The following is a 20,385-nucleotide window of genomic DNA, read 5'->3' as shown; positions in this document are numbered from 1 at the left end:
GGCGGCGCGACGTGATGGCGTCCTGGCAGCTGATGATGAGCCGAGGGGGCGGTGGCTCAATGTCGATGAGCTGAGTGTCGGTGATGGCCGGGACTTGTCAGCGTGCGCCGCACGGCTCGCCATCATCCCTCTATCTGCGGGCGATCGGCGCGCAAGGCAAGCTGACGCCACGCCAGCAGGGCGATGGGCAGCAGGCAGGCGGGGATCAGCAGCAGGTTGAGCAGCGCCCAGCCCAGCGTACTGACCAGAGGGCCGGCCAGCAGCGCCGTCACCGCCCCGGTGGTGAAGACGAGGAACTCGTTGGCGGCCTGGGTGCGGGCCTTCTCGTTGGGGCGATGGCAGTGGGTCAGCAGCGTGGTGGCGGGCAGGAAGGTGAAGTTCCAGCCGATGCCGAGCAGGATGAGACCGAGGAAGAACCCCTGGGTTCCCGTCAGGTAGTCGGCGGCCAGCAGCTGTGCGGTGGCAAGGCTTGCCAGCAGAAAGCCGCAGCCGGTCACGATCATGGTGCCCGCCCCGAAGCGGGCGACCAGCCGCCCGGTGAAGAAGGACGGCAGGAACATGGCGACCACGTGCCATTGAATGGTGGTGGCGACGTGATCGAAGCCGTGTCCGGCATGGGCCATGGCCAGCGATGTGGCCGTCATCGCCAGATTCATCACCCCATAGCCGACCATCGCGCTGAGCACGGCCAGCAGGAAGGTCGGTTGACGCAGTATCACGCCCAATGGGCGTGCAGGTGCCACTGCATCATCGTCGGCTGACTGGGCGTTGCCGTCACGGGGCAGGCGGATGAAGGCCAGCAGCAACAGCGCCAGCAGATAGAGCGCCCCCAGCCCGATGAAGCTGCCCAGGAAGGGCGTGTCGGCCAATGCATGACTGGTGCGTGCAAGCCAGGGCCCGAAGAAGGCCGCCAGCACGCCACCGCCCATCACCAGCCCGATGGCGCGCTCACGCTGCTCCTCCGGGGCAGCCTCCATCGCGGCGAAGCGATACAGCTGGCCGAAGCCGATGCCGATGCCCACCAGCCAGGTGGCAAGCAGGAACAGCCCGAAATGCTGCAGATGCAGCGCCAGCACGGCCAGCCCCGCGCCAGCCAGCCCGCACAGATTGCCGAGCACGAAGCCGCGCCGCCGCCCGAGACGGGCGGTGATCAGCGAGGCGGGAATGGTGGCGCACATCAGGCCCAGCCACTGGGTGGCGACCGGCGCGGTCGACCAGCTGCTCGAGGCCAGCTGGGCACCGATCAGAGGCGAGACTGCGATCAGCAGGATGTTGCCGCTGACCAGCAAGGCCTGACACAGCGACAGCAGCGTGACGGCCAGCGGCAGGCGTGCCCGGTCGGCAGCGGGAGAAGAGAGTGGCATGAAGGCGCAGCTCCGTCGGATGTCGGCGCCCGGCGCGCCTGACCTGATTATGCCTGTGCTCCGCTCAGGCGTTCCAACTCCGTGCCCGGGATTGCGCTCACGGCAAGCCTAGTCTCCCGCCCATTCCCGCAGGCTGCCCTGACGCACACGGCGGATGGCATGTGACAGCTCGCCCTGCTCGGCAAGACGCTGGATGACCGCAGGCAGCGCAGCGCGGACTTGTGCGGCTGACATGCCGGGGGAAAGTTTCGGGGCATACAGCATCTTGAGCAGCACGTAATCCAGCGGGCTCAGCCAGGTATCCACCGTGACGTCACTGAAGACGGAGGGGAAGACCCTGTCTGAATCATTGGGCAGCCCCATCAGCTGGGCGCTCTCCTCGACGACGCAGTCCACCAGGCGCGCCTTCTGGCGGGCATAGTCCGCGGGAATCAGGATCAGGCCGCTGGCGATGGCGTGATCCGGCCCGGTCTTGAACAGCGTCAGGCACACACCTTCACGCAATGCCTTGCGCATGCCCGGGGTGGCGGCCTGCTGCTTGCCGACGTAGGCGGTGGCCTCGCGCGTCATGTGGTCCCGGGCGATGAAGGCGATGCGCAGGTTGGCCTCTTTGGCGGAGGACACGAAACTCAGCGGCTGGCCGGTGATGGCGGCCAGATGACGAAACTGGACCTCGCTCATCTGGCGCTGCATGCGCGAATTGCCCAGCTGCGAGTCGACCCGCACCTTGATAGGTGCCTGCCAGCGCACCAGTGAGGCGCTGCTGCCGGGTTGGTATTCACGCTTGAGCGCCACTTCCATGAAGCTGTCCGTCAGCACATCGGCCCGCTGCCAGCGCTCGGTGGCCTGGCTCGGGCTGGCGGTGGCCAAACTGGACAGCAGCAGAGCGATGCCCAGCGCCTTGAGCGCCCAAGGCGCCCTGAGCGAGGAAAAGAAAGAAGCCCTCAGCGGGGAAGAGAACGGAGCCCTCAGCGAAGAGGAGAAAGGAGCCCTCAGCGTGGAAAAGAAAAGCCCTTTGAGCTGGTGATGGGGTAAGCAGGGCATGGGCGACCTCTTCAGGGAACATGCAGACCAGCATGCCTGAAATGCACACGCCCCGCGTGTCCGAGAGGGCAACGCGGGGCGTGATGCTCAATTGATGACGATTTGTCGTTCCCAAGGGGCGACTTTCAGGCGTCAGATGAAGGCCAGATAGATGGCGATCACCAGCACGACCAGCAGCAGCGCGCAGACCTTGGCGCCTTTCCAGGGCGTCATGTCGATGGCGCCGACATCCTGCTGGATCCACGGCTCGTCACGCGGCGCCAGCTTGCCGATGATCAGCATCATCGCGATCAGCAGCACGAACACCAGGCCGACGAAGTGGAACTCGTGGATCACGTCGAGCACGCCGGAGAAGGCCGGCACGAAGTAGACCACCCCGATCACGCTGCAACCGATCAGCAGTGCCAGGTTGGCGGCGATGGTCGGCACGCGACGCGTCAGCAGCCCCATCAGCACCACGGCGAAAATCGGGATGAAGTAAATGGCATTCATCTTCTGCAGGTAACCGAACAGGCTCTCCTGACCGGCCAGCAGTGGCGCGAGGGTCATGGAGGCGATCGCCAGCACCCAGCCGAAGCCCTTGGAGACCTTGACCACTTCCTCGTCGCTGGCATCACGACGCAGATGCGCCTTGTAGATGCCGGTGGAGAACAGCGTGGTGGTGGCGTTCAGCGCCGAGTTGAAGGACGACAGGATCGCACCGACCATCGCCGCGGCGAAGAAGCCGGTCAGCGGTGCGGGCAGCACATCGAAGACCAACTGGCCGTAGGCGCTGTCGGCCTTGACGCCGGAAGAGGCGTAGAGGTGATAGGCGATGATGCCGGGAATCACCAGATACAGCGGTCCCAGCAGCTTGAGGGCACCGGTCAGCAGCACGCCTTTCTGGCCCTCGGCGAGGGTCTTGGCGGCGAAGGTGCGCTGGATGATCTGCTGGTTGGTACACCAGTAGAAGAAGTTGATGATCATCACGCCGGTGAACAGGGTCGAGAAGGGCACCGACTGGTCTTCACCGCCCATGGAGTTGAATTTCTCCGGATTGGCGGCGGTCAGCGTGTCCCAGCCGGCCATCACGCCCTGGCCATCACTGACGGCATCGAGGCCGAAATAGACGATCAGCATGCCGCCGATCAACAGGCCCACGCCGTTCAAGGTGTCGGAGATGGCGATGGAGCGCATGCCGCCGAACAGGGCATAGATGGCACCGATGATGCCGACCACCCAGATGGTCATCCATAGCAGCGCATTGGGCGAGCTGATGCCGGTCAGCGAGGGCAGATCCAGCATGCCCTGCAGGCCGATGGCACCGGAGTAGAGGATGATCGGCAGCAGGATCACCGCGTAGGCGAACAGGAAGATCAGGTTGGTGATCAGCTCGGTGCTGCGGCCATAGCGCAGGGCCAGCAGCTCGGGCAGGGTGGTGATGCCACTCTTGAGGAAGCGTGGCAGGAAGAACATCGCCATCACCACCATGGCCAGTACCGCCATGACTTCCCAGGCCATCACCGACAGACCATCGGTGAAGGCGGCGCCATTCAGGCCGACCATCTGTTCGGTGGAGAGGTTGGTCATCAACAGGGAACCCGCGATCAGCGGGAAGGTCAGGCTGCGTCCGGCGAGGAAATAGCCGGTGGAATGCGAGGTGTCATCGCGGTGTGTCCACCACCAGGTCAAGACAGCGACCAGGCCGGTAAAGAACACGAAAGAAACAAGTGTCAGGGCATGCATGGGGGAGGATTCCTTTAGGCGTGCGGCGGCGAATCATGAGGCAGTGGGCAGGTGACCCGGGTGGCGATTCGACGCCGATCCAGCCGTGGCGATGCAATGCACACAGCAAGCTGTGTCATCGTCCGTGAAGAGACTCACCGGTAACATTCACGGCAAGACTGGCGATAGTGTAGGTATCTCCCGATTTCTCGCTATCCGCCATTTGTAGAACATACGTTGGTTTTGAGGCGCAGCTGGCGTCGATTGAGCGTTGAGGATGAACAGGCGGTCATTGCTTCTCAGTCTCTGGTATCAGGCATTGATCGCAGTGTCGTAAAAAGACACATGTCATGGCTTTCACCGTGCATTGCGGGTCATCCTTCATGCTCGATCAGAGACGCCAGCGCCCCGCCATCGGTGAAGATGACGGGGCGCTGGCGTGCTCATGTCATACGCTCATGTCGATGACATGTGGTATGCGATCGCGCTGGGCGAATGGGGCGATCAGCCGGCGAAGGCCAGATAGATGGCCATCACCAGTACCAGCAGAATGATGCTGGCGATACGCGTGCCGGCCCAGGGGGTCATGTCGATGGCACCGACGTCCTGCTGGATCCAGGGTTCGGCGCGCGGTGACAGCTTGCCGATCACCAGCATCATGGCGATCAACAGCACCAGCACGATGGCGATGAAGTGGAAGTTGTGCACCCGATCGACCAGCTCGGAAAGCGTCGGCACGAAGTAGAACAGGCCGATGACCGCGCAGCCGAGCACCAGCGCCAGGTTGGCGGCGATGGCCGGCACGCGCTTGGACATCAGTCCCACCACGATCACCGCCAGCAGCGGGATGTAGTAGATGGAGTTCACCTTCTGCACGTAGACGAACAGGCTTTCCTGGGTCGCCAGCAGCGGCGCGATGGCCATCGCGGCGGCGGCCATGATCCAGCCGGCCCACTTGGAGGCCTTGACCACCTCTTCATCGCTGGCTTGCGGCTTGAGGCGTGCCTTGTAGACATCGAGGCTGAACAGGGTGGCGGTGGAGTTGAGCGCCGAGTTGAAGGACGACAGGATCGCGCCGACCATCGCCGCGGCGAAGAAGCCGGTCAGCGGCGCGGGCAGCACATCGAAGACCAGCCGGCCATAGGCGGCGTCGGCCTTGATGCCGTCACCGGCGTAGAGCTGGAAGGCGATGATGCCCGGCAGCACCAGATACAGCGGCCCCAGCAGCTTGAGGGCACCGGTCAGCAGCACGCCTTTCTGGCCTTCGGCGAGGGTCTTGGCGGCGAAGGTGCGCTGGATGATCTGCTGGTTGGTACACCAGTAGAACATGTTGAGCAGCAGCACCCCGGTGAACAGGGTCGAGACCGGCACTGACTGGTCATCGCCGCCCAGCGAATTGAGCTTCTCTGGGTGGGTCTCCTTGAGCGTCTCCCAGCCGGCGAGAATGCCATTGCCGTCACCGACACGGTCCAGCCCGTAGTAGACGATGATCATGCCGCCGATCAGCAGGCCGATGCCGTTCAAGGTGTCGGAGATGGCGATGGAGCGCAGGCCACCGAAGAGGGCATAGATGGCACCGGCGATACCGACGGCGATCACGGTGCCGGTCAGCAGCACCATCTGCGAGTCGATGCCGGTCAGGGCGCGCAGGTCGAGCACGCCCATCAGGCCGAGGGCGCCGGAGTAGAGAATGCTGGGCAGCAGGATGATGGCGTAGGCCAGCATGAAGATCAGGTTGGCCAGCAGCTGGGTGGTGCGATCGAAGCGCAGTGCCAGCAGTTCCGGCAGGGTGGTGATACCGCTCTTGAGGAAGCGTGGCAGGAAGAACATGGCCATCGCGACCAGCGAGACCACGGCCACCACTTCCCAGGCCATCACGGAAAGGCCGTCGGTGAAGGCGGCGCCGTTGAGGCCCACCATCTGCTCGGTGGACAGATTGGTCATCAGCAGGGAGCCTGCGATGATCGGGAAGGTCAGACTGCGCCCGGCGAGGAAATAGCCGGTGGAATGTTGATGGTCGTCACGACGGGTCAGCCACCAGGTGATCACGGCGACCAGCCCCGTGAAGAACACGAAGGAGCTCAGGGTGAGGGCGTTCATGGCATTATCCTTGTTGAACAACAGGGCTCGGAGGCCTGCTTGCTCAGCTGCCCATCGTCTGCAGAACATGCCTCACCGTTGGCGCGCGGTACCACGAGACACGCTGTCAGCGACCGACATCTAGCGTGCCGATCAGTGTCAAAGAAATGCCGGACCCTCACCATTGACAATTTGTCTGACATTTTTCTGCAATTGTCTGATTCGTGCAGACATAGCCCGCCAGCGGCTGTCGAGCTGTCGCCATGAGCAGAACGCCCCGCCTCTTGCGTGTCGATCGACAGCAGGAGGCGGGGCGTTGTCGTTGCCAGAAGTCGGTATCAGAAGCCGATAGTCAGCAGCGAGTGCCACATGCCGACATCAGAAGCGAGTTCCAGCAGCGAGTGGCAGAAACAGACACCGCTGTCAGACGCTGGTGGCGGCGGGGGTCAGTACCTGCTGGTAGAGCGAGGCGCCGTGGATGTCCTTCAGCGTCACGGTCAGCGCTTCGCTCTCGGGGTCGAGATCCACCTGGCCGAAGAACTGGAAACCCTCGCTGGGCGACATGTTGGCCCGCCCCTCAGGCGGTGCCTTCACGAATTCGAGTTTCGGCCCGAAGGTGTTGTCCAGCTCACCGGGACCGAAGGTGCCGGCGTGGATCGGGCCGCTGACGAATTCCCAGAACGGCGTGAAGTCCTTGAAGACGGCGCGCTCGGGCGAGTAGTGGTGCGCGGCGGTGTAGTGCACGTCGGCGGTCAGCCAGACCAGATTCTGGATGTCGTGATCGCGCACGAACTTGAGCAGTTCGGCAATCTCCTGCTCGCGTCCCAGTGCCTCGCCATCGCCGTTGGCGCCGTTCTCGAAATTGTCGCCGTCACGCACCAGCAGCCCGATCGGCATGTCGGAGGCGATGACCTTCCAGGTAGCCGTGCTGGCCTTGAGCGACTGCTTGAGCCATGCCAGCTGATCGCGACCCAGGAAGTCGGTCTGTGGCCCTCGTCCCGTCTGGCGGTTGGCGGAATTGGCGCCGCGGAAGCTGCGCATGTCGAGCATGAACATCTCGAGCCCCGGCCCGAAGCTGAAGTTGCGGTGGATGCGCTCCGGCGCGGCTGGGCCGGTGCGCAGCGGCATGTTCTCGAGGAAGGCGCGACGCGCATTGGCGGACAGCACGTCGAGATTCTTCTCGGTGTAGCGATCATCCTCGAGAATCTCGCCCGGGTACCAGTTGTTGGTGGTCTCGTGGTCGTCCCACTGGGCGAACATCGGCACTTCGGCATTGAAGCGACGCAGGTTCTCGTCCATCAGGTTGTAGGCGTACTGGCCACGATACTCGCCCAGCGTTTCTGCCACCTTGGACTTGGCGGGCGTGACGATATTGCGCCACAGGCTGCCGTCGTGCTGGGTGACGCTCTCCTCGAGCGGGCCATCGGCGTAGATGGTATCGCCGGAGTGCAGGAAGAAGTCCGGCTTGACCTGACGCATGGTCTCGTAGAGGCGCAGGCCACCGAAGTCCGGGTTGATGCCCCAACCCTGACCGACGGTGTCACCCGACCACACGAAACGCAGCGCACGCGGTGTCTGGGCGCTCGGCGGCAACACCAGGCGACCGGCGGTGGCCTCGCTGATGGCGCGGTGGTCATCCAGCGCCGCGTAGCGCACCCGGTAGAAGACCTCGCCGCTGGCGTTGGCGCGAGTGCCGATGCGGGTCAGGTCGAGCTTGCTGGTCAGGCCGTCCGCCGGCAGGGCCACCGGGCCACGCATCTGGAAGGCGCCGCGCATCTCGGGATTGTCGGCCAGTTCGATCAGCATGCGTGCCGGCTTGTCGCTCTGGCTCCACAGCATGGCGCGGCTGGCGGTCACGTCGCCGCTCATCACGCCAGAGGGCATGCGTGGGCGCCGTCCTTCGGCCATCACGATCGCGGGAGCGCCGAGCAGGCCTGTGGTTGCCAGCAGCCCGGCACCTTGCAGGCCACGCCCCAGCAGCTGGCGGCGGTCCATCCGTGACGGGGCGCCGGCGGGGGTGACTGGCGCAGCACTTGGTGAAGCGGGGGATGTGGGGGCGGTTTGAGCGGCGTGGGACTTGCGAGAGGAGCGCAAAGACAGCAGATCAGACAGACGGCGGGACATGACGGGCTTCCTTGTAACGGTCTGGCGTCAGGTTGGGACAGAGAGTGGCAACACAAGTGACATCAGGGCACCAGCCAGCGCGGGGCATGCCGCAAAGGCTGACAGCGCTGATGGGAGAGGCTACTTTCCACGCTCAAGATGAAGATCCGGTGTCAGAACCATGATCGCCCCGCGCCGCGCCGCTCAGGCCCGGCACTCGCATTGAAAGATGTCGCACTCAGCCAGGCCTGTCGCGCGGCTTTCTTTCCGACTCCACCCAAGGACACCTTCGATGCCCCCCTCAAGCCCCTCGGAATCCCCGCAATCTGATGCCGCCAGGCTGATTGCGGACAGCCATCCCCAGGCACGGCAGGTGCTCGATTACTGGTTCACTCAGCTGACGCCCAAGGACTGGTTTCGCAAGAGCGATGCCCTCGATGGCCAGCTGCGTGAGCGATTCGCCGCGCGGCTCGAGCAGGCACTTGCCTGTGAGCTGTGGGAGTGGCGGGCGAGTATCGGTGGGCGGCTGGCGGAAATCCTGCTGCTGGACCAGTTCGCGCGCAATATCCATCGTGATACCCCGCGCGCCTTCAGTGGTGACAATCTGGCACTCGCGCTCTCCCAGCAGGCCGTCGCGCTGGGCGACCTGGACCGCCTTCCGCTGGCCTGGCAGCCCTTCGCGATCATGCCGTGGATGCACAGCGAATCGTTGCGCATCCATGAACACGCCGAACAATTGTTCGCACGCCCCGGTCTCGAGCACACCTTGCGTTACGAGCATCTGCATGCGGACATCGTGCGTAGATTCGGCCGCTACCCGCATCGCAATGCGATTCTCGGTCGCGAGTCCACGCCGGAAGAGATCGCCTTCCTGGGCCAGCCCGGCTCCTCATTCTGACAAATGAAAGATCGCCCCCTTTTAATTGTGTGACGTCGTCTCCAAGACTTGTCCAGCGGCGCCAAGCGCCTGTACATCAGCAAGGAAGGAGACAGCAGATGGGTATCATTCTTGGGTTGATCATCGGTGGTCTGGCCGGCTGGATCGCAGGCAACATCATGCGCGGCGGCAGCTTCGGCATTCTTGGCAACATCGTCGTCGGTGTCGTCGGCGGCTTGCTGGGCAGCGTCATCTTCAAGCTGCTGGGGCTGGCCTCCACCGGCATCATCGGCTCGCTGGTCGTCTCGGTCGTGGGGGCGGTGGTGTTGCTGTGGATCGTCTCGAAGGTCAAGTCCAAGGCCTGACGGCGCGGTGTCGAGCCCCGTCAGGCGGTTGTCAGCAAGCGCAAGCAGCAAGTGTAAGCAGCAAGCGCAAGTAGCAAGCAGCAAGTGCAGTCGTCAACAGCAAGTGAAGTCCCTTGCGGGTGTCTGGATGGATTCGATGGAGACACCCGCCGCAGCAACGCCTCTTGTCACCCGGGGCACCTGACTGCCCGGTGAACTGTCACGGCGCCGAGAGGTGCCTTGTTCGAGAAGTGCTTTGATCACAAGTGCTTTGACAAGCAGTACCTGGAAAAGTAGTACGCCGGCAAGAGGCGGCAAGGCCGAATCATCCTTCAGCGCCACACTAGTGGCGCGTTGCGGATCTAGCGAAAACAGGAGCGTTTGAGCATGGCGAGCAATGAGCACGATTCAGCACCTTCTTCCCAGTCGAATGCCGACAGCGCGAAGTGCCCCTATCACGAGGGCCAGAATCGCTCGGCAGAGGGAGAGAACCCCTATACCCATCCCAACCGCAATGGGCCGCATGACACCAAGCCCAATGCCGGTGACGGCCATGCCAAGGACGAGGCGCTGGAGACCTATCGCGCCGACGCCGAAGGGCATGACCTGCGCACCAATCAGGGGCTGCGCATCGCGGACAACCACAACTCGCTGAAGGCGGGGGAACGCGGTCCGACCCTGATGGAAGACTTCATCTTCCGCGAGAAGATGAACCACTTCGACAATGAACGTATCCCTGAGCGTATCGTTCACGCGCGTGGCGCGGCCGCGCACGGGTATTTTCAGGCCTACGACAATGCCGCCAGGTATTCCAAGGCCGGCGTGTTCAGCGACCCGTCCAAGAAGACGCCGGTGTTCGTGCGCTTCTCGACCGTGCAGGGCTCGCGTGGCTCCAACGACACGGTACGTGACGTGCGTGGCTTCGCGACCAAGTTCTACACCGATGACGGCAACTGGGACCTGGTCGGCAATGACATCCCGGTGTTCTTCATCCAGGACGCGATGAAGTTTCCTGACTTCGTGCACGCCGTGAAGCCGGAGCCGCACAACGAGATCCCCCAGGGCCAGTCAGCCCACGATACCTTCTGGGACTTCGTGTCACTGATGCCGGAAACCACTCACACCGTGCTGTGGACCATGTCGGACCGCGCCTTCCCGCGCCATTACCGCAACATGGAAGGCTTCGGTGTGCATACCTTCCGTCTGATCGACCGTGAAGGCGTGTCGCGCTTCGTCAAGTTCCACTGGAAGCCGGTGGCCGGTACCTGCTCGCTGATCTGGGATGAAGCCCAGAAGCTGTGGGGGCGTGACCCGGACTTCAACCGCCGCATGATGTGGGATGACATCAAGAGCGGCGCGCCGCTGGAGTGGGAACTGGGCATCCAGGTGGTCGAGGAGAAGGACGAGCACAGCTTCGACTTCGACATTCTCGACCCGACCAAGCTGATCCCGGAATCGCTGGTACCGGTGGTGCCGATCGGCAAGATGGTGCTGGACCGTAACCCGGACAACTACTTCGCCGAGACCGAGCAGGTCGCCTTCAATCCGGCCAATATCGTGCCGGGGATCGACTTCTCCAATGACCCGCTGCTGCAGGGGCGTCTGTTCTCCTACCTGGATACCCAGATGCTGCGTCTTGGTGGGCCGAACTTCCACGAGATTCCCATCAACCAGCCGGTGTGCCCGTTCCACAACAACCAGCGCGATGCTCAGCATCGTCAGACCATCAACACGGGGCAGGCGTCCTACGAGCCGAACTCCATCGATGGTGGCTGGCCGGCCGAGACACCGCCGTCCCAGGACGCCCATGGCGGTTTCGAGCCGTATCATGAGCGCATCGAGGCGCACAAGGTACGTGCGCGCAGCGCCTCCTTCGGGGATCACTATTCCCAGGCCACCCTGTTCTGGAACAGCCAGACTGACGTGGAGAAGGAGCACATCATCGCGGCCTACACCTTCGAGCTTTCCAAGGTCGAGCGTCCGTGGATCCGTGAGCGGGTGATCACCGAGATCCTGCCCAACATCGATCTGGAGCTGGCACGTCGCGTCGGTGAGAATCACGGCATCGAGACACCGACCAGCAAGCCCGCGCCGGACGGTGAACTGGGCACCAGCCAGGTCGACAGCGACCCGGCGCTGAGCCTGATGGCGCGCCTGCCGGACTCCATCGCCACCCGCAAGGTCGCGATCCTGGCTGCCGATGGCGTCGCCATGGAAGATGTTCGCTCGATCAAGGAGCAGCTGGCCGCCGAGGGTGCCGAAGGGCTGTTGATCGCCCCGAGCATGGCGCCGATCAAGGCCGGAGACGGCACCATGCTGTCGCCGGATGCGATGCTCAATGGCTTGCCGTCCGTGACGGTGGATGCCGTCGTCGTCGCTGGCGGCGTGGGCAGCGTCGAGGCGCTGAGCGGCTCGGGCCTGGGACTCTATTATGTCCAGGAAGCCTACAAGCACCTGAAGCCCATCGTGGCGATCTGCGAAGGCAAGGAGCTGCTGGCCGCCGCCCGCGTGCCGGTCGAGGAGGGCGTCATCCTGGTGGATGATGTGCTCGCCGCCAGCCTGCCGCTGCGTGATGCCCTGATGGCTCACCGAGTATGGTCGCGTGATGCGCGTGCCAACCAGATGCCGGCATGAGGCGCTGACGCCCCGCAAGGTATGATGTAACTCACCAAGCCCCCTGACCTGCCAAGGTCAGGGGGCTTTTTCATGGTCATGATGCGGTCATTTCCGGACGTGAAGATGGGGTGGCGAAGAAAGGTGAAAACAGGGTTGGTGATGCCGCCGGGTCGAGGGCCGTCCTGCGGTTCACGCCGCTGAGGGTGGCTGATAGGCTCAGTGATAGGGGCTGATTATCGAAGGCATGCTGGTAATTGATTATCGCTAGAAGCACCAGGTGCGTAAGGTAAGCAGGCATCAAGGGGCCACAAGCCAGCACATGCCGGGCAGGCATCGGCCCCGACCCGATTCGACAATGGGCTGCAGGCTTTCACATCAAGCAGCGCATGAAAATGTGACATCAGCAACATCTGGCCTTGCCAGTCGAGTTTGATAGCGCTTTTTTCTACCTGACAGGAGAACGTCTACATGTCCCAGACTCCACGCTATACCACAGGTAACGGCGCCCCGGTGCCTCACGATGACATCAGCCAGACAGCGGGCCCGAATGGTTCACTGACCTTCGACAACTGGCGTCTGTTCGAGAAGCTGGCGCACTTCAACCGTGAGCGCATTCCGGAGCGTGTCGTCCACGCCCGTGGCGTCGCCGCCTACGGCACCTTCACCCTGACCCGTGACCTGTCTGACCTGACCATCGCCCGCTTCCTGCAGGGTGTCGGCAAGCAGACCCCGTTGCTGGCGCGTTTCTCCACCGTGGCCGGTGGCCAGGACAGCGGCGACAACACTCGCGACGTGCGCGGCTTCTCCTTGAAGTTCTACACCGAGGATGGCAACTGGGACATGGTCGGCAACAACACGCCGGTGTTCTTCATCCGCGAGCCGTCCAAGTTCCCTGACTTCATCCACACCCAGAAGAAAGACCCGCGCACCAACATGGTCGACTGGCAGAATCGTTGGGAATTCTGGGCCAACCATCCGCAGGCGCTGCATCAGGTCACCATCCTGATGTCCGACCGCGGTATCCCGAAGTCGCTGACCACCATGAACGGCTACAGCTCGCACACGCTGAGCCTGTGGAACGACAAGGGTGAGCGCGTCTGGGTCAAGTGGCACTTCAAGACCGACCAGGGCCACGAGACGCTGACCGACGATCAAGCGGCGCAAGTCGCTCCGGACTTCCACCAGCACGACATGTTCACCCGCCTCGAGCGTGGCGAGCGTCCGAGCTGGACCGTCAACCTGCAGGTGATGACCGAAGCCCAGGCACGTGACTACCACATCAACCCGTTCGATCTGACCAAGGTATGGCCGCACGGTGACTTCCCGCTGATGGAAGTCGGCAAGATGGAGCTCAACCGCAACCCGGAGAACTACTTCGCGGAAGTCGAGCAGTCCGTCTTCTCGCCGTCCAACTTCGTGCCGGGTATCGGCGCCTCGCCGGACCGCGTGCTGCAGGCTCGTCTGTGGGCCTACGCCGATGCACACCGCTACCGTGTCGGTGCCAACGCCGAGCAGCTGCCGGTCAACCGTCCGGTCTGCCCGGTCAACCACTACCAGCGTGATGGCGTGATGGCGGGCATGTGCCCGGTCACCGGTCACGGTGGCGGCCCGCTGGGCGGCCAGGTCGGTCAGGGCGTACCGGGAGAAACGAAGGAAGGTGGCCAGTACTCACGCACCAACTTCTACCCCAACGAGCGTGCCGAGCAGGGCGCCCCGGTGCCGGACGCCACCGTCGCCGAGCCGGCGATGCCGCTGGAGCAGAACGCCTGGATGGGCTATCACGACAACAGCGATGAGGATAACTACAGCCAGGCCGGCAACCTCTACCGTCTGTTCGATGAAGGCCAGAAGACGCGCATCACCGACGTCATCGCCGGCACCATGGTAGGCGTCAGCCACGTGGTCCAGGACAAGATGATCGCGCACTTCCGTCAGGCGGATGCCGATTATGGTGATCGTATCGCCACCAAGCTGGCCAAGCTCGATCCGCGCTGAGTCAGTCATGCTGCACCCTTCGTCAGGTCAGTAGTGCTCCCTTGAACTGACGAAAACATCAAGGCCCCCGCCGGGTAACCGGCGGGGGCCTTGTCGTATGCGGCTGTCAGGGTGCTATCCGACAGTCACAGCGCTGTGCGAAAGACACGCAAGCACAGGCACCTCAGTCGTCGCGCGTGGCCTCATTGCCGTCGGCTTTCTCGCACACGCCCAGCGCCCACAGCAGGAAGGCGTCCTGACGCGCATTGTCCCGCCACGCCTTGAAGCGACCCGAGGCACCGCCGTGGCCGGAGCTCATGTCGGTGCGCAGCAGGACAGGATGCGGCGTGCAGTCCATCTGGCGCAGACGCGCATACAGCTTGGCCGGCTCCCAGTAGGGCACGCGGGTGTCATGCCAGCTGCCCTGCAGGAACAGCGGCGGATAGGGCGCGGCACTCAGGTTGTCCAGCGGCGAATAGGCGCGGATGCGACGTCGAGCCTCGTTCTCGTGCGGGTTGCCCCACTCGGTGTATTCCGCCGTGGTCAGCGGCAGCTCCGGATTTTCCATGGTGCGCAGCACATCGACGAAGGGCACATCGAGCACCGCGGCGCAGAAGGCCTCGGGACGCTTGTTGAGGCTGGCGCCGACCAGCAGACCACCGGCGCTGGCACCGTAGGCGGCAATGCGATCCGCGGCCCCGACGCCTTGCTCGACCAACGCATCCCGCGCGGCGAGGAAGTCGTTGAAGCTGTTTTCCTTGTGCTCCAGCTTGCCGGCCAGATACCAGGGCTCGCCACGGTCTCCGCCGCCACGCACGTGGGCGACCGCGAAGGCGACGCCGCGCGTAAGCAGTTCCAGACGGGCGATCGAGAACCAGGGGTCCAGCGTCTCGCCGTAGGCGCCATAGCCGTAGAGCAATACCGGCAGCTGGGCGTGGGGATGGCCTGCGTCATCACACAGATCGCGCCGCATGACCACCGAGACCGGTACCTGCTCACCATCGTCGGAGGTTGCCCACAGGCGGCGGCTGATCAGCTGCTCGGGCGCGAGATCGCCATGCACGGTCTGACGCTTGAGCAGGCGGCGCTCCCCCGTGTCGAGGTCCAGCTCGATCCAGCTCGGCGGCGTGGTGAAGCTTTCCTCGCGGATGCGCAGGCGGCGAGCGTCGAAATGCGGACAGTCGCCTAGCCCCTGGCTCAGCGGTTGCTCCGGCATCGCCAGGCGCTCGTCGCGGCAGATCGATTGTGTCGGTGCCGTGCCCTCGAATTCGATCACGCGCAGCCAGGCCTGGGCCTGACGGTGATCGCGTTCATCGACCATCAGCCCCCAGCTGAAGGCCTCGACGCCTTCCAGCGTCACCTCATCGCGGGTGGCGATCAGCGGCTGCCAGTCACCGGGCGCATGCTCGGAGGCGATATCGAGCTGGAAGTGCGGCGCTTGCCTGTTGTGCAGCACATAGAAGTGGCCGGGGCGGTGATCGACGCCGTACTCGACCCCGGTCTCGCGGGCGCGCACCAGGCGCATCTCACCCAGCGGGGTGTCGGCCTTGAGCAACCAGGTCTCGCTGGTGTCCTTGGAGGCGGTTTCCAGAATCAGCCAGGCGCGTGAGCGGGTCTTGCCCATGCCGACCCAGAATTCGCTGTCTTCCTCGCGATAGAGCAGCGTCTCGGCGCGGCTCGCCACATTCAGACACCAGATCTCGAAGGGGCGCTGGGTGCTGTCATAGCGCGTGAACAGCAGGTGCTGGCCGTCCTCGGCCCACACCAGATCCGGCCCGATATCCTCCAGCAGACACTCGTCATCGTGGCCGGCGTTGCGTGAGTCGCCATTCGTCGCGTTCAGTGTTGCAAGACGCAGGCTGAACACCTCGTCGCCGCTGGTGTCCAGAGTCCATGCCAGTTGCTGTTCATCCGGGGAGATGGCCATATCGCCCAGCTCGACGAAATCGTGATGGCGCGACAGGCTCTGCAGGTCCAGCAGGCATTCGTGCTGGCGGGTATCGGCGGGGTCGGCGCTGATCGCATGGCGCCACCAGACCGGATAGTCGGCATCAGCGGCGGTCTCGCTCCAATAGACGTAGTGATCCAGTGCCTCGGCCAGGCTTGAGACGGCCAGTTCGCGGCGCGCAAGATGGCCGTGATAGAGGGCGTCGCTCAGCGGCGCGAGCGGGGCGAACCAGCGATCACTCTCGGCGTTGGCCGCCGTGAGAAAGGTGGTGACCTCTGGCGTGTCGCGTTCTTCAAGCCAGTGCCATTCGGGGTCATCGGCACGATAATGGCGCTGGACGGGGCTATCGGGCATGGCTACCTCTTGAAAGTGGGGTGCTCGAGTGTGTCGGGCGGGCATGGAGTGTAACATTGAGCCTGTCCCACAGCGTGCGCAAGCCCTTGCCTCATGGGAGGCATCGCCGCCGTGAGAGATGAATGCGCAGCCTCTGGTGCCACGCAACGTGTGGCCCCGATGATGGGATGACTCGATGGCTGAACTGAGGGGCTGGCTGCTTCTGCACAGGAGAGGCGCCTCTCAGAATGTCAGTCTCGACAGGATGTTATGACAGGAGTGAAGGGCATGATGATTTCCGATTCGCTGCCGCAGATGTGGCTGATCTATTTTGGCCTGGCAGCGGTAGTGCTGTTTACCGGCTATATGGCGGTGCGAATACTGCCGCGTTTTCTGCGCTGGATCCTGGTCGGCGGTATCGCCGGCATGATCGCCGTGCCGACCAGTTTTCACGTCACGGCCAGCGTCGCGGAAGATGCCTACACCGGCCTTGCACCGGCCATCGTGGCCTTTGCCGTCAGCGTGGTGCAGAAGGATGGTGGTGGCATGGCCTCGGCCTTCGGCATGCTGGTACTGGGCATCGGGGCCGGCGTGGTGCTGGGCCTGTTGATCTGGTGGCTGGGTCGCGGGCGTGAACAGCGTCGTCGCGCCGCCCAGCAGCGCCGCGAGCCTCATGCCCACGAGCAGGAAGATGAGGAAGTGCGCGAGGGCCACGCCGCTGGCGCCAGCTTGCGTAGCGAGAAACGTGGCACCCCGGCTCGTGCGTCGGCGCGTACCCGCGCAGGCCGTGACCGTCAGGAACCGTCGCTCTGATCGAGCGTCGTTCGATCAGCGCCAGCCGAGCATTGTCCGAGCGTGGACTAAGGATCTGTCATGCCCCGTGATGTAGCTGTCACTTCGTCTCTTCAGCCAGTCCGTTCACCAGGGCTTGCGTCCGGCTCTTCATCCGGCCCTCTAGCGAAGGGTGCAGGGGCGCGCTGGCTGGCTGCCCTGATGCTGGCGGGCATCAGCCTCGCGTCGCCCTCGGCCTTCGCCGAGCAGGCATCGTCAGCGGACAACGCTTCGGCAAGTGAGCCGATGAGTGAGTCGGTGAGTGAGCCGGTAGATGAGTCGTCAAGCGAACAGGCTGAGCAGATGCCGTTCGTGGCCCGGGATGTCGCGAGTGACGTGAATGCAAGCAGTGGCTCGGCACGCGACATTGCGCCTGACCTGCGCATGGCGATCGATGTCTCCGGCAGCATGAAGCACAACGACCCGACCAATCTGCGCGCCAGTGCGCTGGACCTGTTGGTCACCTTGCTGCCGGAGCGCTCGCGTGCGGGGCTGTGGGGCTTCGGTGAGCAGGTCCAGCCCTTGCTGGCACTGGGCGCGGTCGATGCGGGCTGGAAACAGGCGGCCCGCGGGCTGGAAGGGCGGCTGGACGATTACGAGCAGTACACCGACCTCGAGGCGGGCCTGCGTGCCGCCGCCGAAGGCGCCGATGCGAGCATCGATGGCCAGGGGCCGCGTCAGGTCATTCTGCTCTCCGATGGCATGGTCGACCTGCGCGAGCCGAGCAGCGAGAAGGCCGCCTCGGACAGCGCCTCGCGTCAGCGCATCACCGATGAGCTGACGCCACAGCTGGCGGCGCACAACATCACGGTGCATACCGTCGCGCTGTCGCGCAATGCCGATATCGACCTGCTGCAGCAGGTTGCCGATGGCACCGGCGGGCTGGCGACGGTCGCCGAGACCCCGGAAGACCTGCTGCGTGCCTTCCTCGGGGCGCTCGACCGTATCGTGCCCGGCGAGCTGGTGCCGCTCGAGGACAAGCACTTCACCATCGATGGCAGCGTCGAGGAATTCACGGCGCTGGTCTTCCATGGTCCCGATGACAGCGCGCCGGTATTGATTGCGCCGGATGGTCAGCGCTACTCGCTGGCCGACAAGGCGTCGTTGCCCGAGGGCGTGCGCTGGGAACATCAGCCGCGCTATGACCTGATCACCGTGACCGACCCCGAGGCCGGACAGTGGCGTATCGAAGGGCAGGTGGGCGTCGACAGCCGCATCACCGTGGTGTCAGACCTGGCGCTGGTGTCGCGCCCGCTACCGGCCACGCTGTATCGCGGCTTTGGCTATTCCCTCGCGGCCTCGCTGGTCGACGGCGCACGTGATGTCGCTGAGCAGGATTTCCTGGCGACGCTGGACGGCAATGCGCGTCTGGTGCCGGAAGAGGAGGGTGGCATGTCAGCTGAAACGGCAGCCGTGACCAGCGCCCAGCAGCGCGGCCTCGAGCGTGACGGCGCGCAGTTCAGCGTCAACATGCCGCCGCCGCAGCAACCGGGTGGCGCTCGCCTGACGCTGACCATCGAGGGCCAGCGCGATGGCGCGCCCTTTGCACGTCAGTTGAGCCAGCGCACCAGCGTGGTCGACCCGCTGCTGGTCGAGCCGATCGGTGGCAATGCGCAGAATGCGACGCCGCCGAGCGCGCTGGAGGTCAGCGCGCGCCATCCGCTGCTCAACACCGCCAACACCCAGCTGGACGCGACGCTGCAGGGCGAGCCGTTGAGCGTGACGGAGGCGGGCGAGAGTCGCTGGCGTATCGAACTGCCGCTGCTGGAGCGTGATGTCAGTGCCGATGTGCAGATCAGTGCGCGCATTGCACTGGGCGGGAGCTCACGGGTGATCGATCTCGCGCCCTATACCCTCAACGAGAATGCGGCGCGGCGTGCCGCCAATCTGGACCGCTCGCCCATCGAGGGCGAGTCCTTCGGTGAGATTCAGGGCCTGGATCAGGCGGTAGAGGAGAAGGAAGACCTCAATGATCTGCTGATGAAGGGCCGCCTGCCCATCGACAAGGTGCCTGCGTTGATCAGTCAGTGGTTCGAAGGAGCTTCGGACTTTGCCCAGCGTGAGGCAGAATCACCGCAAAGCCGCATGATCGCTTACGCCGTGGCCGGTGTGATCGGCCTGCTGGTAGTGATCATGTTGGTGCGTCGCATGACGCGCAAGCCGACTCAGCGGGAGGAACCCCATGTGTGAACTGCTCGGCATGAGTGCCAATGTGCCGACCGATATCTGCTTCAGCTTCGCCGGTTTTCTGCAGCGAGGCGGGGGTACTGGTCCGCACCGCGATGGTTGGGGAATCGCCTTCTACGAAGAGGGCGGTTATCGCGAATTCCGTGACCCGCATCCGTCGGTGGATTCACCCATCGCGCGCATGATTCTCGACTATCCGATCAAGTCGCAGATGGTCATCAGCCATATCCGTCAGGCCAATGTCGGCCAGGTGACGCTGGCCAATACCCACCCGTTCACGCGCGAGCTGTGGGGCCGGCAGTGGTGCTATGCCCACAATGGTCAGCTGGCGGACTGGCAGGCACTGCCCCTGCCGTACTATCGCCCGGTGGGCAGTACGGACAGCGAGCACGCCGCCTGCTTCCTGCTCGGCGAGATCCGGCGCGCCTTCCCGAATCCGCCGGCGCGGTGCGAAGACCTGTGGCGGCATCTGCACGCCCAGTGCGAGCGTCTGCGCGGGCTTGGCGTCTTCAATCTGCTGCTCTCCGACGGCGTGCATCTCTACGCCTACTGCTCCACCAAGCTGGCGCACATCACGCGCCGTGCGCCCTTCGGGCAGGCGAGCCTCACCGACTTCGAGATGAGCGTCGACTTCCAGCAGCACACCACCGATGCCGATGTGGTCTCGGTGATCGCCACCGATCCGCTCACTGACAACGAGCAATGGCAGCGCCTGCTGCCGGGTCAGCTGGTGGTGTTCCGCGAAGGCGAGCTGGTCGCCAGTCTTGGCGGTGAGCTGCCGCTGAGCCAGGAAGAGTCAGAGCAGGAGCAGGCCGAGAACGGGGCGGTCGATCGTACCGCCACCGCGCGCCGCAAGCCGGATTGGCTGGCTTCTGACTTGAGCTGCTGACGTTTGGCTGAGTCGCTGACGTTTGGCTGAGTCGCTGACGCTGAGCGACGCAGAAAGAGCTTGAATGCCAGATACACGAAGGGCCGCGATTG

At 64.1% G+C, this 20,385-nt stretch carries 14 protein-coding genes; 8 read left to right on the top strand and 6 right to left on the bottom strand.

Annotated elements, in window-relative coordinates; translation table 11 throughout:
- Positions 1-122 precede the first annotated feature (122 nt).
- The gene (locus QD280_RS12470) at positions 123-1,328 is read right to left on the bottom strand and encodes an MFS transporter (RefSeq protein WP_279839556.1); all 1,206 of its coding nucleotides are present in this window, start codon (positions 1,326-1,328) and stop codon (positions 123-125) included.
- Positions 1,329-1,472: 144 nt separating this feature from the next.
- A complete protein-coding gene (locus QD280_RS12465; protein WP_279839464.1) occupies positions 1,473-2,165 on the bottom strand; it encodes a DUF2927 domain-containing protein in 693 nt (230 codons plus the stop codon).
- On the opposite strand from QD280_RS12465, the gene QD280_RS12460 reads away from it, so the two are divergent.
- Positions 2,164-2,391: a hypothetical protein gene (locus tag QD280_RS12460; protein ID WP_279839463.1), complete on the top strand. Its 228-nt coding sequence runs from the start codon at positions 2,164-2,166 to the stop codon at positions 2,389-2,391. The two genes, QD280_RS12465 and QD280_RS12460, sit on opposite strands and share 2 nt — an antisense overlap.
- Before the next feature lie 149 nt (positions 2,392-2,540).
- Here the strand turns inward: QD280_RS12460 and QD280_RS12455 are convergent, their stop codons facing one another.
- The 3 genes from QD280_RS12455 to QD280_RS12445 form a co-directional block, all read right to left on the bottom strand.
- On the bottom strand, positions 2,541-4,133 hold the full coding sequence (locus QD280_RS12455) for a solute:sodium symporter family transporter (RefSeq protein ID WP_279839462.1): 1,593 nt from the start codon (positions 4,131-4,133) through the stop codon (positions 2,541-2,543).
- Positions 4,134-4,616: 483 nt separating this feature from the next.
- Positions 4,617-6,212 carry a solute:sodium symporter family transporter gene (locus QD280_RS12450; protein ID WP_054555382.1) on the bottom strand — a complete coding sequence of 532 codons (1,596 nt, stop codon included), beginning with the start codon at positions 6,210-6,212 and terminating at the stop codon, positions 4,617-4,619.
- 402 nt (positions 6,213-6,614) lie between these two features.
- Complete coding sequence (locus QD280_RS12445) at positions 6,615-8,315, bottom strand: alkaline phosphatase D family protein (protein ID WP_279839461.1); 1,701 nt, start codon at positions 8,313-8,315, stop codon at positions 6,615-6,617.
- A gap of 271 nt (positions 8,316-8,586) precedes the next feature.
- Here QD280_RS12445 and QD280_RS12440 point away from each other — a divergent pair, with 271 nt between their 5' ends.
- The 4 genes from QD280_RS12440 to QD280_RS12425 all read left to right on the top strand — a co-directional run bounded on the left by QD280_RS12440 (position 8,587) and on the right by QD280_RS12425 (position 14,126).
- Positions 8,587-9,192: a DUF924 domain-containing protein gene (locus QD280_RS12440; protein ID WP_279839459.1), complete on the top strand. Its 606-nt coding sequence runs from the start codon at positions 8,587-8,589 to the stop codon at positions 9,190-9,192.
- Between the two features lie 98 nt (positions 9,193-9,290).
- Positions 9,291-9,536 (top strand): GlsB/YeaQ/YmgE family stress response membrane protein, encoded by a 246-nt coding sequence (locus QD280_RS12435; protein ID WP_043333988.1) that lies wholly within the window; start codon positions 9,291-9,293, stop codon positions 9,534-9,536.
- Between the two features lie 366 nt (positions 9,537-9,902).
- Positions 9,903-12,149, top strand: a complete 2,247-nt coding sequence (gene katE / locus QD280_RS12430; RefSeq protein WP_131431298.1) for a catalase HPII — start codon at positions 9,903-9,905, stop codon at positions 12,147-12,149.
- Between the two features lie 450 nt (positions 12,150-12,599).
- Positions 12,600-14,126, top strand: coding sequence for a catalase (locus QD280_RS12425; RefSeq protein ID WP_043333987.1), 1,527 nt, complete (start codon positions 12,600-12,602; stop codon positions 14,124-14,126).
- A 163-nt stretch (positions 14,127-14,289) separates the two neighbouring features.
- On the opposite strand, the gene QD280_RS12420 is transcribed toward QD280_RS12425, so the two are convergent.
- Positions 14,290-16,407 (bottom strand): prolyl oligopeptidase family serine peptidase, encoded by a 2,118-nt coding sequence (locus QD280_RS12420; protein WP_279839455.1) that lies wholly within the window; start codon positions 16,405-16,407, stop codon positions 14,290-14,292.
- 267 nt (positions 16,408-16,674) lie between these two features.
- Here QD280_RS12420 and QD280_RS12415 point away from each other — a divergent pair, with 267 nt between their 5' ends.
- Genes QD280_RS12415 through QD280_RS12405 form a run of 3 tightly spaced genes read left to right on the top strand, consistent with a single transcriptional unit; the run spans position 16,675 to position 20,293 of the window.
- Positions 16,675-17,199, top strand: a complete 525-nt coding sequence (locus tag QD280_RS12415; RefSeq protein ID WP_279834515.1) for a hypothetical protein — start codon at positions 16,675-16,677, stop codon at positions 17,197-17,199.
- 60 nt (positions 17,200-17,259) lie between these two features.
- Positions 17,260-19,407 (top strand): VWA domain-containing protein, encoded by a 2,148-nt coding sequence (locus QD280_RS12410; RefSeq protein WP_279839454.1) that lies wholly within the window; start codon positions 17,260-17,262, stop codon positions 19,405-19,407.
- A complete protein-coding gene (locus QD280_RS12405; RefSeq protein ID WP_192838544.1) occupies positions 19,400-20,293 on the top strand; it encodes a class II glutamine amidotransferase in 894 nt (297 codons plus the stop codon). Before QD280_RS12410 ends, QD280_RS12405 begins: the two co-directional genes overlap by 8 nt.
- Positions 20,294-20,385 lie beyond the last annotated feature (92 nt).

The sequence above is a fragment of the Cobetia sp. 1AS1 genome, from assembly GCF_029846435.1.
Lineage (GTDB): Bacteria > Pseudomonadota > Gammaproteobacteria > Pseudomonadales > Halomonadaceae > Cobetia > Cobetia amphilecti.
This window is presented reverse-complemented; position numbering and strand designations above follow the sequence as displayed.

What these genes read in the sequence shown, in the direction of transcription:
- QD280_RS12455 (WP_279839462.1), bottom strand. Translation starts at nt 4,133, where the DNA reads ATGCATGCCCTGACACTTGTTTCTTTCGTGTTCTTTACCGGCCTGGTC.
- QD280_RS12460 (WP_279839463.1), top strand. Translation starts at nt 2,164, where the DNA reads ATGAAGCTGTCCGTCAGCACATCGGCCCGCTGCCAGCGCTCGGTGGCC.
- QD280_RS12410 (WP_279839454.1), top strand. Translation starts at nt 17,260, where the DNA reads ATGCCCCGTGATGTAGCTGTCACTTCGTCTCTTCAGCCAGTCCGTTCA.
- QD280_RS12425 (WP_043333987.1), top strand. Translation starts at nt 12,600, where the DNA reads ATGTCCCAGACTCCACGCTATACCACAGGTAACGGCGCCCCGGTGCCT.
- QD280_RS12435 (WP_043333988.1), top strand. Translation starts at nt 9,291, where the DNA reads ATGGGTATCATTCTTGGGTTGATCATCGGTGGTCTGGCCGGCTGGATC.
- QD280_RS12415 (WP_279834515.1), top strand. Translation starts at nt 16,675, where the DNA reads ATGATGATTTCCGATTCGCTGCCGCAGATGTGGCTGATCTATTTTGGC.
- QD280_RS12445 (WP_279839461.1), bottom strand. Translation starts at nt 8,315, where the DNA reads ATGTCCCGCCGTCTGTCTGATCTGCTGTCTTTGCGCTCCTCTCGCAAG.
- QD280_RS12440 (WP_279839459.1), top strand. Translation starts at nt 8,587, where the DNA reads ATGCCCCCCTCAAGCCCCTCGGAATCCCCGCAATCTGATGCCGCCAGG.
- QD280_RS12405 (WP_192838544.1), top strand. Translation starts at nt 19,400, where the DNA reads ATGTGTGAACTGCTCGGCATGAGTGCCAATGTGCCGACCGATATCTGC.
- QD280_RS12465 (WP_279839464.1), bottom strand. Translation starts at nt 2,165, where the DNA reads ATGGAAGTGGCGCTCAAGCGTGAATACCAACCCGGCAGCAGCGCCTCA.
- QD280_RS12450 (WP_054555382.1), bottom strand. Translation starts at nt 6,212, where the DNA reads ATGAACGCCCTCACCCTGAGCTCCTTCGTGTTCTTCACGGGGCTGGTC.
- katE (WP_131431298.1), top strand. Translation starts at nt 9,903, where the DNA reads ATGGCGAGCAATGAGCACGATTCAGCACCTTCTTCCCAGTCGAATGCC.
- QD280_RS12420 (WP_279839455.1), bottom strand. Translation starts at nt 16,407, where the DNA reads ATGCCCGATAGCCCCGTCCAGCGCCATTATCGTGCCGATGACCCCGAA.